The 14,713-nt window shown below is 66.8% G+C and carries 12 protein-coding genes; 4 read left to right on the forward strand and 8 right to left on the reverse strand.

From position 1 onward, the window contains the following. The first annotated feature begins 674 nt into the window (after nucleotides 1-674). On the forward strand, nucleotides 675-2,222 hold the full coding sequence (locus ACIQD6_RS08075; protein ID WP_401879616.1) for a hypothetical protein: 1,548 nt from the start codon (nucleotides 675-677) through the stop codon (nucleotides 2,220-2,222). Between the two features lie 43 nt (nucleotides 2,223-2,265). On the opposite strand, the gene ACIQD6_RS08080 is transcribed toward ACIQD6_RS08075, so the two are convergent. From ACIQD6_RS08080 to ACIQD6_RS08095, 4 genes are all read right to left on the reverse strand, one after another. Further along, entirely contained in the window at nucleotides 2,266-2,562 is a 297-nt protein-coding gene (locus ACIQD6_RS08080; protein ID WP_401879618.1) for a hypothetical protein, read from the reverse strand. Between the two features lie 226 nt (nucleotides 2,563-2,788). Further along, nucleotides 2,789-2,965, reverse strand: coding sequence for a hypothetical protein (locus ACIQD6_RS08085; RefSeq protein ID WP_401879621.1), 177 nt, complete (start codon nucleotides 2,963-2,965; stop codon nucleotides 2,789-2,791). After that, nucleotides 2,962-4,215, reverse strand: coding sequence for an IS256 family transposase (locus ACIQD6_RS08090; protein WP_401879624.1), 1,254 nt, complete (start codon nucleotides 4,213-4,215; stop codon nucleotides 2,962-2,964). The genes ACIQD6_RS08085 and ACIQD6_RS08090 overlap by 4 nt, the downstream gene beginning before the upstream one ends. Nucleotides 4,216-4,488: 273 nt before the next feature. After that, nucleotides 4,489-4,881: a hypothetical protein gene (locus ACIQD6_RS08095; RefSeq protein ID WP_401879627.1), complete on the reverse strand. Its 393-nt coding sequence runs from the start codon at nucleotides 4,879-4,881 to the stop codon at nucleotides 4,489-4,491. Nucleotides 4,882-5,802: 921 nt separating this feature from the next. Here ACIQD6_RS08095 and ACIQD6_RS08100 point away from each other — a divergent pair. Then, nucleotides 5,803-7,815 carry a SpoIIE family protein phosphatase gene (locus tag ACIQD6_RS08100; RefSeq protein ID WP_401880735.1) on the forward strand — a complete coding sequence of 671 codons (2,013 nt, stop codon included), beginning with the start codon at nucleotides 5,803-5,805 and terminating at the stop codon, nucleotides 7,813-7,815. Nucleotides 7,816-8,619: 804 nt separating this feature from the next. Here the strand turns inward: ACIQD6_RS08100 and ACIQD6_RS08105 are convergent. Next, nucleotides 8,620-9,051, reverse strand: a complete 432-nt coding sequence (locus tag ACIQD6_RS08105; protein ID WP_401879630.1) for a hypothetical protein — start codon at nucleotides 9,049-9,051, stop codon at nucleotides 8,620-8,622. A 634-nt stretch (nucleotides 9,052-9,685) separates the two neighbouring features. Continuing rightward, nucleotides 9,686-10,168, reverse strand: coding sequence for a Helicase associated domain protein (locus ACIQD6_RS08110; protein WP_401879633.1), 483 nt, complete (start codon nucleotides 10,166-10,168; stop codon nucleotides 9,686-9,688). On the opposite strand from ACIQD6_RS08110, the gene ACIQD6_RS08115 reads away from it, so the two are divergent. Next, the gene (locus tag ACIQD6_RS08115; protein ID WP_401879635.1) at nucleotides 10,065-12,338 is read left to right on the forward strand and encodes a P-loop NTPase fold protein; all 2,274 of its coding nucleotides are present in this window, start codon (nucleotides 10,065-10,067) and stop codon (nucleotides 12,336-12,338) included. The genes ACIQD6_RS08110 and ACIQD6_RS08115 overlap by 104 nt on opposite strands. 128 nt (nucleotides 12,339-12,466) lie before the next feature. Here the strand turns inward: ACIQD6_RS08115 and ACIQD6_RS08120 are convergent, their stop codons facing one another. Beyond that, nucleotides 12,467-12,823, reverse strand: coding sequence for a hypothetical protein (locus ACIQD6_RS08120; RefSeq protein WP_401879638.1), 357 nt, complete (start codon nucleotides 12,821-12,823; stop codon nucleotides 12,467-12,469). A 130-nt stretch (nucleotides 12,824-12,953) separates the two neighbouring features. Then, nucleotides 12,954-14,087 carry an IS630 family transposase gene (locus ACIQD6_RS08125; RefSeq protein WP_401879641.1) on the reverse strand — a complete coding sequence of 378 codons (1,134 nt, stop codon included), beginning with the start codon at nucleotides 14,085-14,087 and terminating at the stop codon, nucleotides 12,954-12,956. 86 nt (nucleotides 14,088-14,173) lie between these two features. On the opposite strand from ACIQD6_RS08125, the gene ACIQD6_RS08130 reads away from it, so the two are divergent. Next, nucleotides 14,174-14,692 (forward strand): proline dehydrogenase, encoded by a 519-nt coding sequence (locus ACIQD6_RS08130; protein WP_401879644.1) that lies wholly within the window; start codon nucleotides 14,174-14,176, stop codon nucleotides 14,690-14,692. Nucleotides 14,693-14,713: the final 21 nt, after the last annotated feature.

Below are 14,713 nucleotides of genomic sequence, written 5' to 3' on the forward strand. Positions count from 1 at the left end.
CACTCCGCGTTCGTCAACGCCCCTCGTCCAGTCACATGACCGAGCCTGGACCCGCACACCAAGCCCTGTCACCAGATCCGAGAAACAGAACCTAGGCCTGAGGCCTTTCGGTGGGGCTGAACTCGTCGCCCGCCGGACGGTCGTAGCGGCGGAGAACGAGGAATCGGCGGGCCGGGTCGTGACCGAAAAGGCGCGCAATATGTAAAATATGGAACAAATTGACCATCGCGCTGCCTCCTGTGCTGTCTGCCCGTGCCGTACGTGGACCGACGTCATGCTGAACGCTCCAGCCGGACACGGGTTTCGGGCCCGCCCGTTCGGCCGCCAACCTCCGCAGCACTCGGGCATGGGTCGTATCAACCGCGCGGGTCTTCTCACGAAGTGCTTCGAGAGCGGCCTGGCCGTCGCCGAATGCGGCTTCCGGCTTCCGCAGCGCGGACTCTCGTTCTGCCGGTCGATCTTCGCCTGGAACTCCGGGTCGACGGCACGCGCGGACCAGAGGCCAGCTCGCTGCTCTTCATTTCGTGCGGGCCACTCAACAACCGCGGCAAGGTGCCTCCTTGTGTCAGAGGTGGCCGCTACCGTCGGGAAGTAGGGGGGCGACGTTTTGATCGGCTGCCCTGAATCGGCTGCGGGGCGGGTGGGCGTCTCGCAGCGGTGGAGCTGGAGGTCGTATGGCCCTGGACAAGCGTCAAGTGCAGACAGCGGTGACCGGTGACGCGGACTCGGAGTCGCCGGTGGTCCTGCCGATGGAGGCAATCGAGCTGGATCAATTCCGGCGGGTGCACGTCGGTGTGACCTATTGGTGTGGGACGTGGCTGGGCGGGTGTGGGCATCAGCTGACGACAAAGCTGTACGTCGACCGGGCCTGCCACTTCGCCCATCGGCCGAATGCCGCTGACCCCTCCCCTTGCGGCAGGAAGTCCTCCGGGGTCGCCAGCGCGGATCACCTTTACATCAAGCAGGACCTGCTCCGCTGGTTTGCCGAACAGGATCGTCACGCCACCGCCGAGATTCGGCGCGCAATGGATGGCACGGTCGCCGGATCGGTCCTCTTCACCCCGCAGGATGGTGCCGGGCTTCGGGTACTGCTCTCTGACGACCATCGTGACCAGTTGGCCACCTACAACGCCGCCCGTGTCCTGGTCGCCGAGAACCTCGCGGAAGACCTGGCCGTGCCGCTGGCCCGCCACGGGTACATCAACCTCATCAGGTGTGTCCCCGACGGCACCCGCCGACGTGTCGAGGTCGGCACCAAAACGCACACTGCCGTGACCTGGTACGAGCCGAGCGAATGCGAACTGACTCCGGACGGCCTGTCCACCCCGGCAGTGGAGGAGATCCGTCGGCTGCGCGAAACCCGGTGCCCCATCGGCCTCCGAACGCCGACACCGGCCGCCCCGACGGCCGCAACAGCGGTCATCGGAGGCGCGGCCAGCGACCCTCGCTCTGGATACGACCGGGACGCCGTCATGCACGACCTCGAACAGGCCGTCGCCGAAGGGCGCAGTGTGACGAGGCTACGGCTGCGCCTGGAACGTGCCGAAGCCGCCACACGTGCGGGAGCAACCCTCCAGGAGAACGAACTCATGCGCGCCGCCGGTGACGTACTGCTTCGCCTGGAGCGCGGAGTCGGCGTGCGGCCCAGCCTCGTTTCCCAGCGGACGGCCTCGAAACCGCGCTCACGACCCCGCAAAGGAACCAGCTCCGCAGCTCCCCGGATCATCATGCCGAAGCTGCACACCAGGCCCGTCAGCACCGGCAGTCCGAAACCGGCGAAGGACCGGCCGAGTGCGGCAGAGCTTGAGGCCAAGGAGGCCGCGGCCACGCTCGCACGACTGGAGACGATTGCCGAACAGGACCGGGCACATGCCGCGAAGCTGAAACAGAGCACTGCTGCCGTCCGCGGGGCCCTGAAGAAAACCGCTCGCGAGCAGAGCACCTCTTCGTGGGCAACGCTGCGCAGCCGGCTCGGGTCTGCCGCGCTGCCCGGGCTGCAGCCCGGAGATCAGGCGGAACTTCTGTACCAGGTCGACCGGGACACTCCCTCGGACGAGCCACTGCTGTCGACGGTGCTCGCTGTCGCGGATCCCGGCATCCTTCCGGCATTCCGAAAGGCGGCCTCCCGCCTCGGTCTCGAACTGCCGGATGACCCGGGCGACCTCCGCGATGTCCTCGAAGCCGATGTCCAGTCACTGCATGACCTGTGGCGACACCGATAGCGCCCTGCCCGCAGCAGCAGCAGCGCCAGCGGATCGGGCGTGGTCAGGTGTCCCCGCCACTACCCAGTTCGTCGTCCGCGAGCAAGTACAAGCTGTCATCGAACACGGTCAGGACCACCACGACCATCACGGCGTGAGCCACCACGTACTCGATCAACACCCCCGGGGCGACCTGCGCCTTCCGGTTGTCCTCGTGAGTACCGATGGGCGCCGTGGCCTTGTGATACGGGTCGCGGGCGAGGACTGCGAGACCGCGATCCAGAAGTATGCGCCGCTCAGGAGAGAGCTGCGCGACTACTTCCGCGCACTCAACCGTATACGTGACCCGAAACCCGTCCATGGCCACAGCCTAGCCAGCAGGCCGCCCGGCGGGTACCAGCGCTGCGCCCGCCGCAGGTTCACACGGCCCGACTCCGGAGCAAAGCTGACGGGCAGCGGCCGGCGCTCGGGCGCGAGCGCAATCGCTCTTCGGTAGCTCAAGGACGCGGGGAGCGGCGCCGAGAGCGTCGAGGTTCTTCTGCCAGGCGGCTGAGGTGCTGCGTGGTGCAAGGCCCGGTGAGTAATTGTCAAGAGTTGTGGATGGTGGCTCGGTTGGTGCGGACGGCGGCCTGTCTCAGCTCCGCGGCTGCCAGGAAGGCGTGCGGGGATATCCCGAGTCGGGTGCTCCACTCCGCAGCGGCTGCGGTCAGGTGATCCGGGACGAGGACACCGCCGATGTCGATCAGGATCGCGGACCGGTTCACGCGGCCACCGCCTCGGGGCGCTCGACCAGCCGGCCGCGTTCGAAGCGGGCTGCGGCCCTCACGAGGGCGACGAGGTGGGGTGCGTTCACGGCCCGCCAGCGGGCCTGGGCGGACTCGACCAGCTTGAACACCATCGCGAGGGCTGCGGCCGCGCTGCCGGCCCCCCGGGTGACCTTCGTCCGCAGCCGGACCGTCGCGAACGTCGACTCGATCGGGTTGGTCGTGCGCAGGTGAATCCAGTGCTCGGCCGGGAAGTCGTAGAACGCCAGCAGTTCCTCGACGTCGTCGGTGAGCTTCTTCACCGCCTTGGGCCACTTCGCGCCGTAGGCATGCGCGAAGGCGGTGACCGCCTTGAGCGCGTGCTCGCGGTCCTCGGCGTTGTAGATGTCCTGCAGGGCCTTGCGGGCACCTGGCTGGGCCGACTTCGGCAGCGCGTTGAGCACATTGGCCGTTTTGTGAACCCAGCACCTCTGGTGCCGGGCTTCGGGGAAGACCTCGGCCAGGGCCTTCCAGAAGCCGAGCTCGCCGTCGCCGACGGCGAGCACGGGCGCACGCATGCCGCGGCGGGCGCAGTCGCGCAGCAGGTCGGCCCAGGATTCGGCGGACTCGCGGTAGCCGTCGGCCATCGCGATCAGTTCCTTGGTGCCGTCGGCGCGCACGCCCATCAGCACCAGGACGCAGGACTTCGCCTCGGCCAGGCGGATACGCAGGTGGATGCCGTCGGCCCAGACGTAGACGTAGTCGGATCCGGCCAGGTCGCGCTCGCCGAACGTCTTGTGGTCGGCCTGCCACTGGGTAGTGAGGCGGGTGACGGTGGCCGGCGAGAGACCGGCCGAGCTGCCCAGGAACTGCTCCAGCGCGGGCACGAAGTCACCGGAGGACAGGCCGTGCAGGTAGAGCAGCGGCAGCACCTCGCTGATCTTCGGGGACTTCCGTGCCCAGGGTGGCAGGATCGCCGAGGAGAAGCGCTTTCGCTCCCCGGTGGTCTCCTCGATGCACTTGTCGTTCACCCGCGGGGCCTTCACCTCCACCGCCCCGGCGGCCGTGGTCACCGACCGGGGCTGGTGATAGCCGTTGCGCACCACCAGACGACGGCCCTGGTCGTCCCGATGATCAGCCAACTCGGCTATGTAGGCATTGACTTCGGCTTCCAGGGCGGCGGCGAGCATCCGCCTCGCCCCTTCACGGACGATCTCGTCGATCAGGGAGCCGTTCGGGGTGCTGCCGTCGGCATTGATTACGCTGAGCACGGGCGTGCCTTCCCGACCCGCGCTGCGAACGCGGGCCTACTCGGTGACCATCACAGGATCAATCGGGAAGGTACGCCTTTCGCGTCCAACCCGAGGTTGATCCACAGGTCTTGAGCATTGCTCAAAGCGATCGGCACCCGCCTCCGCACCCGGCCACGCCACCGCGTCCGGCCTGGTCATCTTCATCGAGGACCACTACAACCACAGACGCCTACGCAGGCCCCCAGAGGAGGTGCACAGGGCGGGTGTCTTCGGCGCACAAGACGGCGCGGCTCACCGGGCTGCCTCGTAGCGGTCGACGGGCTCGGCGGCGAACGTCCCGTCATAGAGCTGTACATCGGTGAGTTCGAAGCGCTCACGGTGGCCCCTGGTGAGCCAGGTGATGATGGTTCCGGGGGGCCGCGTGCTCGTCAGCTGTACGGGGCTGCCGTCGCCGGCAGACGTGCCAAGTAGTGTGTAGTGCTTAGCCTTTGCGCTTTGCGTCTCCGAGGTGCTCTGTGGGTGAGCGAGGAGTTCCGGAAGTGTGACGGTTGCGGGGGTCGTGGCGGTGGAGTCTCTGGCACGCTGTCGTCGCCAGGCCCGGAAGCACCACACCACGGTGCTGGCTATCGCGGCGGAGCCGAGGGCTCCCACGAGCTCCGGCAGGGCGGCGATGAGGATGTCCATGATCTGATGTCTCTCGTGTCGGGCAGGCCGTGCCTGGAGTTGGAGGATTTACTGACTCAAAGGCAATTCGAGGATCCACCTGCGACAAGCCTTCACAGGCAGGTTGGATGTTGTTCCGCCGACAACACGGGGTTGTTCGCGATAACCCGTGAAGGGGCGTCAGAAGTGACTGGGGCGAAACGGCCGGGCCGTCCGTGGGGGCCGGCCAAGGGGCCGTGCACCGAGATCGACGAACTCGTCGCTGTCGTCCGATCATGGCTGGACCAGGCCACCTTGAATGTTGCTCAGTTGCACGCCCGGCTCACCACCGAGCACTTCCACGACGGCACGGTTCCGGAACTCCGGAAGTTACGGGAGAGGCTCGCAGGCCAAGGACTGACCTGGGACCTGGTCGAGGCAGTCGCGGACGTGTGCTTTCGCCGGGAAGCCCAAGCCGTGACCGATGGCCGCCTGGAGCCTGCTCGTGTCCTGTGGGAAGCCGCTCGAACACACCCGACCGTGGTTGCGGCAGACGGCGAACCAGCGGTGTCCGCGCGAGATCTCTTGCAGGCCCAGGAACGAGCCCTCGGTGCGCTGGAAGAACTCAACCGAGTGAGACAGGCATTCGAGGCAAGTGAACGCGCGCGAAACCAGTCGCTGCAGGTCGCGACCGTTCTCTTCGCTCTTCTCGGGCAGACACAGGCCCATGTCTCTGAACTGACTCGCCGCCTGGACGCTTTGAACGCGGATCCGAATCCCGATGTGACGGACATAAGCTCGACGCGCCACCGTCTGGGACGCGCCAGAGCTCAAAAAGGGGATCTCGGTCTGCAACTTGCTCGCGCTGAGGCCGAAAGGGAGAAAGCTCAGACCCTGGCTGATGTCGCGGCGCGCCGGATTCTCGCGTTGGAGGCCGAGCTGCGAGCCCTGAGGGCTGCAGACATGCCTGGCACTCCGCCCGAGCCGGATCAGAGCGTTCATCTTCCTCGGCAGGTCCGTGGCGGATCCGATGAGGACAGTGCACTCGACCAGGTGGACGAAGCGCTCAAGAGGGCACGTCTCGTGCTCGACCGCGAGCACGAGACGGTGAAAGAGGCTGCGGATGAACTCGGGTGGCAGAGCACCGTCGGCGACCCTGGCGCGGTGAGCCGGGGGGACTTCACAGCTGGCGATCCGACCGGAACGGCCCCTGCCTGGAAGATCAATGGGACCCACGAATTCTTCGGAACAACCCCGAACAACTCCCGGACCAGGAGTGATGGTCCGGGGACAGACCTGGTGGTGAAGAGGGAATCCGACCGCATGCGGTTCGTCGGATCTGCGGCCCGGCGTATTTCCGGCGGCATGGACATCGACGAAGTCGTCCTTGCGCTCTGCAGGGCTACCGTGCCCACGTTCTCAGACACGATTCTCGTCTACCTTCGTGATCCGTTGCCGGTCGGTGACCAGCGGCCTCTGCGCCCGTTCGTACTGCGGTTCGGGCGTAGCGAGGGGAGGCCCTCCTTCTTGCTGGGCCCCGTGTCCGAACTGAGCGAGGTCCGCTCGGGAGGAGCGCTGTCGGAGGTGCTTCGAGGTGTGCGGCCGGTGCTAGGCGATCTTCCCGCGGTCGGCGCCGCGCTGTCCGAGCTACTGGGCGGGGACTTTCGTCCGCCCAGTGGGGATCGGGTGATTCTCGCGCCGCTCCGCGGTCGCCGCCGGGTGATCGGTGCCGCGGTCTTCGTGCGTGATCCGGGCAGGCATGCCTTCGTACCCGACGATCTGCAGGTGACGGCACAGCTCGCGACGCAGGCCGCTCTGGGGATCGACAAGGCGGTGTTGTACGGCCGCGAGGCGTTGATCGCGGACGAGCTCCAGCGCACCATGTTGCCGGAGAATCTGCCCCAGCCCGCGGGTGTGCGGCTGGCTTCGCGCTATCTGCCGGCCGCGGAGACTGCGCGGGTCGGCGGCGACTGGTACGACGCGATCCCTCTGCCCGGCAGCCGGGTCGCCCTGGTCGTGGGCGATGTCATGGGCCACTCCATGACATCCGCCGCGATCATGGGCCAGCTGCGGACTACGACCCAGACTCTGGCCGGGCTGGATCTGCCGCCGCACGAGGTACTGCACCACCTCGACGAGCAGGCGCAGCGGCTCGGCGCGGACCGGATGGCCACCTGCCTCTATGTGGTCTACGACCCGGTCGCCCACCGCATCACTATCGCCAACGCGGGCCACCCGCCACCCATCCTGCTGCACCCCGGCGGTTGGGCGGAGGTGCTGAAGGTGCCGCCCGGTGCGCCCATCGGCGTCGGCGGAGTCGACTTTGAATCGGTCGAACTGGGCGCTCCAACGGGTTCTGCGCTCTTCCTCTACACAGACGGCCTGGTGGAGAGCCGTATGAAGGACGTATGGACGGGCATTGAGCAGTTACGGAAGAGTCTGGCCGACAGCGGGCAGCGGGCCAGTCCCGACCAGTCGCCGCCGCTGGAGGCCCTCTGCGACGAAGCTCTCGGCATCCTCGACCCAGGCGACCGCGACGACGACATCGCGCTGCTCGCCGCCCGCTTTGAGGGCATTACCCCAAGCGATGTCGCCTACTGGTTCCTGGAGCCGGAGGACGCGGCACCGGGCCGTGCCCGCCGCCTCACCCGGCAAGCCCTCGCCCGCTGGGGACTCGAAGAGCTCTCCGACTCGTTGGAACTGCTCGTCAGCGAGGTCGTCACCAATGCTGTCCGGTATGCGAATCGGCCGGTGACCCTGCGGCTCCTGCGCACCGACGTGCTGCGCTGCGAGGTCGGCGACGACTCGCCGCAGCTCCCCCGGCAGCGCCGGGCACGGGACACGGACGAGGGTGGCTATGGCCTGTTCCTGGTGAATCGGCTCGCCCGGCGGTGGGGCGCGACCCGATTGTCCACTGGGAAGGTCGTCTGGTTCGAGCTCATGCTGCACCACGATGCAGCACTGCCCCCACACTGACGGCCTCCCCGCCTGCCCCTGGCAGAATACGGCCAGGAGTCCAGAGCAAGAAGACGGAGTGGCCGGCGTACAGCCGGGTGAAGGGCTGTACGCGCGGCGGTGGGAGCGGTGAACTGCCGTCCCTCATGGTCTTGAGCGCGGTGCCGGCCGGTGGCTGCACGGACCGAAGGGATAGGGAAGGCCGTCTCACAGGGCTTGGGCGCTGCTCGGGATCGACCTCGACTCTCTCGCTGGTGGGCCACTACCGTGTTCGCCAGGTCAGCCCATCGTCCGACCTCGTGTGGCCCGCACCACGTCACAACGAGAGCTCGCATGTTGATCGCCGAGAACCGACGTCGTCGGCCTGGGCAACCTCAGCCGCCTTGTTGGCAGCCGCGAGGACGCAGGTCTGCTCCGGGCGTGTCTCTGTCACCCAGGCCGACGGCTCCGGGCACAGGATGAGCCGCCCGGAATGCGGGGCGTTCGACATGGCGGTGATGTGCCCGGCCAGTTCAGAGGCGATGGCCGCCAGCCGATCCCGCAACATTGCGCCACCGGTCGCAAGTCCCAGGCCGACTCGCTGACCAGCGCGGCAATCGCGGCTGCGAGGCCTGTCAACTCGCCCCCGACGCGCCGCGCCGTCGAGGCATGGCCGGTGGATTCGAGATGGGCGAGGACGGCCGCCCCGGCACGATGGAGCGGGCTGGTGTCGCTCCATCGGGTGCGGGCTTCGCGGGCTGCGGGGTGGGCTGAGCCCTCACAGCTCGCGGATAAACCGAGTGGACGGACCGCCCTGCCCGGCAGGACGCGTCGCTCCGGGCTCGGTCAGCGCATGAGCGGCAGCGGTTTCCCATCGTGGAAGGCTCGGGTCAGAGGCCCGTCGACGACGACTTCCCACGCATGCTGGTCTGCGAACATCCGGTCAAGCTGCTGCTGGCATTCCTCGACCGCCAAGGGCCAGCCCCTCGCACCGCGTCGGGTATGCAATGCCTGTGGCACACGAACCCACCAGAGGTAATACGGGTCGCCGTCACTGCCGAAGGTTCCGTCGTCCCGGCTGCCCTCGTAGACGCATCCCAGATGCCCGGCGAAGTCGACCATCACCTTCCGGCTGTCCTCGGGCAGTTGGAAGGCCATGCCCTCCGAGTGGTAGGGCTCGCTGATCCGCTGTTCGGGGTCGTCGACACGGATCCGCCAGAGCACCCACTCGTATGCGGCCCAGGGATCTGTCCTGACGGCGCTGCAAGATGAAGTCATGATCCGCCTTCTCTCATGTTCACCGCGGGCTGCGGCACTCGGTACAACGACGGAGAATTCTGTGCGATGCGCGAGATCGGCGCCGGGCGTGAGTCGAGTCAGCAGTTCGGGTTCAGGGCCTTCGGTGCGTGGCCTGGTCTCCAGTTCTCTAGGACGGTGAAGGCACGTCTACTGCACACGCTCTGCGGCAGGTGCAGAGGGTGAAGCCGGCAGCGCCAGGGCGGTCGTCCGGGCCGCGCCGGGTGTCAGCGGCCGGCGTCCTTGTTCGGCTCGGTCTGTGGAACCGCCGATCAGGGCCGAGTGGTCGTCCGTTGGCTCGCTGCTGGGGCCGCACCCCTGATTGGCACGAATCATCCGGACCCGCAGCGGTATGCACGTCTGATCCGTGCAGGAGAGATTCGGCGACGGCCTCCAGAGAGCAAGCCTTATCGCAGGCCCCGGACAGGGTGTAAGGACGGTGACGGAGCCGATCCTGTAACGACGGTGGCCCCGGACACGAGAGCGGAGCCACCCGAACTCCGCCATGCCGGGGGTCGCCCCGCCCTCAAGACCAACCGGGGAACGTATGCCCACAGCCAACGGCTGTGTGAAGTCCCTGAGTTGACGTCCGCCCCTCTTTAGGGAGGGGCGGACGTCAATGAGTTTGAAGGCGTGATGTCTTCAGCAGGAACGGGCCTGGTGAGCCTGGGTGAGGGATCCAGCGCATGTCGAGGGCTTCGAGGGCGGCGAGCTCTTCAGCTCTGAGCTGGGCTACGTGCTGGCGTCGTGCCGCGATCCAGCGCCCCAGGTGGAGGCTGTAGCCGTTCTGCTCGTGCGTGTATCCGTGGGGGACGTCGAGGTGCTCGTGGCGGCGCCAGAACAGGTAGGCACTGTGCAGGCCCCTGCTGAAGGCATGTTGCGACGCCCTGCGGGGACGGCGCAGCAGGTAGGCGAGGGGGTGGTTCAAGGGCAGTGCTCCCAGCAGGTCCCATTGGGGGCGCGTCCGGGCCCAAACCGAAACCGGCGTCCTGGCTTTGATCGGTTCCTGGGGTTCCGGAAAGTCGACGGTCCTGGGCAAGGTGATACGCCTCCTGCAGCGACAGGACGGCAGCGAGGACTGGCTGATCGCGGAGCTCAACCCATGGCTGTACTCCGACCTGGAATCGCTGACCGCAGCGCTGTTCAGCGAGATCCGTGCCGCCCTGCCCAAGGAAGGACGCTGGTCGGAAGTCCGCCAGAGGATCGGTGGCTTCGGGCAAGCCATCAGCCCCCTGGGCAAGCTCACCGCGCTGGCCGGCCTGGACTCGGAGGGTCTGATCCAGGCGTTCAGCGACCGCATCACCGGCGACACCAGCGCCTCGGCCGCCAAACGAAAAGCCGAAGACGCCTTGCGGCAGGCGGGGCAACCCGTCCTGGTCGTCATGGACGACCTGGACCGCCTCACCCCCGACGAGCTGCTCCTTGTCTTCAAGCTGGTGCGCCTGGTGGGCCATCTACCCAACGTCTACTACCTGATCAGCTTCGACGAGCAGACGCTGCTGGACGTCCTGCAGCGCAGCGACCTCGTAGGAAACAGCGAAGGCAGGGCCCGCGAGTTCCTGGAAAAGATCATCCAGGTACGGCTCGACCTTCCCGCGTTCCGCGAACGCGACGCCGCCGCCGCCGCCATGAGCATCCGCGCCCTCAACGCCCTCCTGGACTCACACAGCCTGTCCATGACGCCAAGCGAGGAACGACGCTTCTCCGAGGCCTACTTCCGGCACCTGCAGGACAGGCTGCAGACGCCACGGGCCGTCAAACGCTACTTCGGACAGGCCGACGCCACCCTCAGCTCCCTCACCGGCAACGTGGACCTCGTCGACTTCCTCATCGTCACCTTCCTGCGCACCAACGAGCCCGGCGTCTACCGGCTCCTGAGACGGCACCGCGCCGAACTGACCGGCACCAGCATCGACCCAGCACAGCGACACAGCACACAACAGCCCGGCGAACGAGCCGAACGCTGGCGCCACCGCCTGCGCGAAGCCAGCGTGGCCGAAGACCACATCAAAGGCGTGCTCAACCTGCTGGCCCTGCTGTTCCCAACAGTCCAGCAAGACCTCGGCAACGGTAGCGACACGAAAGCCGCCGCCCAGCGCCGCGGGATCGGCAGCGCCGACTACTTCGACCGATACATGGTCTTCGGCGTCCCCGACGACGACCTCCCCGAAGCCACCTTCGACCAGGCCCTGGCCCAGCTGACCGCCGACGCCCCTGGAGAGGAAGCAGCCGAACTACTGCTCCGCCTCCGTGACGACACCCACCGCATCACGCGCCGAATCGAGCAGCGCCGCAGCACCGGCATCCGCCTCCCCGCCGCCGCGCTACTCAAGGCCATGGCAGACAGCTACGGGCAACTGACCGCCGAACCGGAAATGATGGGCCTGGTCAACAGCGGCATGAGCATGCAATTCCTGGCCCGGGACCTCCTCACCGACCTCCCACCAGAACAAAGGGCCCCAGTACTGGCTGCCATGGCCGCCACCCCCGACGGAGCGGTCCTGGCCACCCGGACCCTGCACCGCGTCACCAACCCGGACAACAACGACTCCGAGGAAGTACAGACCGCCGAAGACTGGTCTCTTCAGGCCCGCGACGCCGTAACCGAGCAGATCGCCCAGCATCTCGTGCCCACCACGGGCAGACCTGCTGAGGAACTCACCGAGTCCGACACCGACCTGATCTGGATGTGGCGCCACACCCACCCCGACAGCCTGCGCCCCTGGCTACGCCAACGCCTCAACAACGGATGGGAGCCGCTCCCCCTCCTGGGCAAACTCCTCCACCCCACGTCACGCCCGCACCGCCTGATCGACGGGAGTGTCCTGGCCGGCCTCGACGCGATGTTCGGGCTCGACGACCTCTACACACGCCTGGACCCCCTCCTCCAGACCCAGACCAGCAACAACTCCGCCAACGAACACCACGCCAACATCCTTCAAGCACTCCGCGAGCACCGACCCGCCACCGGCCAGACTCCACCCCCCAGACTCCGGCACCGCGGCATGACCCCGCACCCGAGAGACACCCCGTGCGCGTTTCAAGTAGCGGCCCAATCCACCTGGATGCCACCCAGACAAACTGCACAACCCCCAGGCCAGGAACCTGCGATACCCCGCCAAGCCCCACCCAGCAGCACCATCAGCACCAAAAACGACCCACTACAACTGAGAAACCCCCAGCTCAGGACACGCACGCTGCGCACAAAAAACGACCCACGACAACCGCATGCCGAACCCAATCCCCATAGTCAGGGGGCAAGGCTCTAATGGATTGGAGAAGACTTGAGGGTGAAGAGGTCCAGGGTTTCGCACTGGTCGCGAGCCCGCGGGGGGCGACCCTGCGTTGACGAAGACGGTGAGCATCTGGTTCCGGGTGGCCCGCCTCCGAGGAGCTGTCACATACCTATGCGGCGCAGGTAGGCGGTGTACCCGGCCACGACGGCGAGGTCGAAGGCGATGAGGCCCCCGCCCACAGCCAACATGCCGGGATTGCTTCGGCTTTCTCTGGCGCGCTTCGCGATCATTTCATCGTATGTGTAGTGCGCTCCAACGCCGACGGAGGCGCCGACCTGCGTGCCGATGACGCATTCATCGTCGACGCGCATGATGCGGTCGCCGCACTTGACCGGCCCGTCCGTACTGCTGGGGAGGCCATTCCACAGACTTACGCAGGCGATGAACAGGGGAACGATGAGGAAGCCGCCCAGGGTCTTGACCGCTTCCAGCACCGAAGCACTCAGAGCCCGCTGCATGTCGTGTTCTCCCCCTCGTAGCTCAGATTCACCGCCGAAAGGGTAGTGCCGAACACAGGCCCAGCGGTCGGCCTTTCACCTGGTCCACACACACGCGTGGTGAGAGGTTGCTTTCATCTCTAGTGCCGCATCAGGCAACGTTCGCCCTGCTGACGACTTCGCGTAGGCGTTCATGGGTGGCGTGCTTGTTCCGCCAGATTATGTAGCGGCGGATCATGCTGCCCTGGGCCTTGTGGCTGGGATGGTCGGTGCCGTCGAGGGCGAAGTACCGCAGGGCGGTGAACTGGGCCTCGATCCGGTTGAGCCAGGAGCTGTTGGTCGGGGTGTAGGAGATCTCGACGTTGTTTGCCGAGGCCCAGGCCCCGACCCGCTGGCACCGCTTCGTCGTCAGGTGCGGTGAGTAGTTGTCGCAGACGATGGCGATGCGGACGTCAGCTGGGTACAGCGAGCGCAGGTAGCGGCAGAACTCGAGGAACTTGAAGCGGTTCTTGGTCTTCTTGATGTGGCCGTAGAGCTGGTCTTTGGCGAGGTCGTAGGCGGCGAACAGGTGCCTCACGCCGTGCGGGCGAGTGTAGGTCGCCCGTCGGCGGGGCCGGGGCTCACGTTTGGGGTCCTTGTGCTGGCCGCCGCGTTCGGCCCACTGCCGGCCGGGGTGGGGCTGGAGGTTGAGCGGTCCGAACTCGTCCAGGCAGAACACGACTTCGGGCTCGCCGTCGTCGGGTATCACCTCGCCGTCGGCGATTGCGTAGAGGTGTTCGACGCGGGCCTTCTTCGCCGCGTAGTCAGGGTCGCGGGAGGTCTTCCAGGTCTTCATGCGTTGAAAGGAGACGCCTTCCTCGCGGAGCATGATGCGCAGGCCCTCGTGGCTGATGTCGTCGACCACCCCCTCGGCGACCAGCAAGTCGGCCAGCTTGGCCAGGCTCCAGGTCGAGAACGGCAGGCCGTGCTCGGCTGGCTTGGACTTGGCGATCTTCTTGATCTCCCGACGCTCGGGCAGCGAGAACGTCCTCGGCCGCCCGCCCTTGTATTTTGGGTAGAGCGAGTCGAAGCCGCCCGTGTTGAAGTTGTGGATCACATCGCGGACCCGATCCGCGCTGGTGAACGTCACCTCGGCGATCTTCGCGACAGGCATGCGCTGGGCGGACAGCAGCACCATCTGGGCCCGCCGCCAGGTCACTACCGACCCGGTGCCCCGGCGGACGATCCGCAGCAGCCGTCTGCCCTCGTCGTCATCGATCTCACGGACCTGCACGCGTTCAGCCACATGATCATTCTGACTGCCCGCTTCCAGACCATGCCGGGCCGCAGACCTGGCTGCTGACGGATCAGAGGAAAAGGCAAAATGGAATCATGGATGCTGGACTCGCCGCGCTGCTCGGCGCCGCCGTAGGTTCTTTCGCCACCATCGGCGCGGCGATGGTGAACGGGCGTGCTACCGCACGCTCGCAGTTCCGCCAGTCGCGTAGGCAGCATCGCAGGGACGCCTACGCGAACTACCTCGGTACTCTTCACGATCGAGACATCGCCATGGACGCGGTCTTGGGCGCGCTCCAGCCAGAGACTCCTGACCTGCGGGATGTGGACGAGAAGGTCCACCGTTTCGTCGCGCTGGCGCGAGACGTCCATCGTGCCGTTGAAGTTGTCAGTCTTGAAGGTCCGCCTTCGATAGCGGAAGCGACCGACCGTGTGGCTCACTCATCCGGCGACCTCTCCAACGTGATGCGGCGGATGGTGAAGAACGCCCATTCAGGAGACTCCTCCCAGAAGGTGGTGGACACCGCTCTCGCCGCTGAGCGAGAGCACGCCCTCTACCAGGCCGTGAAAGGCTTCCGCGCGGCAGCTGGTGATGTCCTCGGCAATGCGAACTGACCACTCCGTCCTTGCACCACC

This window comes from Streptomyces sp. NPDC088400, assembly GCF_044753355.1.
GTDB lineage: Bacteria > Actinomycetota > Actinomycetes > Streptomycetales > Streptomycetaceae > Streptomyces.

What these genes read in the sequence shown, in the direction of transcription:
- ACIQD6_RS08095 (WP_401879627.1), bottom strand. Translation starts at nt 4,881, where the DNA reads ATGGACATCCTCATCGCCGCCCTGCCGGAGCTCGTGGGAGCCCTCGGC.
- ACIQD6_RS08120 (WP_401879638.1), bottom strand. Translation starts at nt 12,823, where the DNA reads ATGCAGCGGGCTCTGAGTGCTTCGGTGCTGGAAGCGGTCAAGACCCTG.
- ACIQD6_RS08105 (WP_401879630.1), bottom strand. Translation starts at nt 9,051, where the DNA reads ATGACTTCATCTTGCAGCGCCGTCAGGACAGATCCCTGGGCCGCATAC.
- ACIQD6_RS08075 (WP_401879616.1), top strand. Translation starts at nt 675, where the DNA reads ATGGCCCTGGACAAGCGTCAAGTGCAGACAGCGGTGACCGGTGACGCG.
- ACIQD6_RS08100 (WP_401880735.1), top strand. Translation starts at nt 5,803, where the DNA reads ATGCCTGGCACTCCGCCCGAGCCGGATCAGAGCGTTCATCTTCCTCGG.
- ACIQD6_RS08130 (WP_401879644.1), top strand. Translation starts at nt 14,174, where the DNA reads ATGGATGCTGGACTCGCCGCGCTGCTCGGCGCCGCCGTAGGTTCTTTC.
- ACIQD6_RS08080 (WP_401879618.1), bottom strand. Translation starts at nt 2,562, where the DNA reads ATGGACGGGTTTCGGGTCACGTATACGGTTGAGTGCGCGGAAGTAGTC.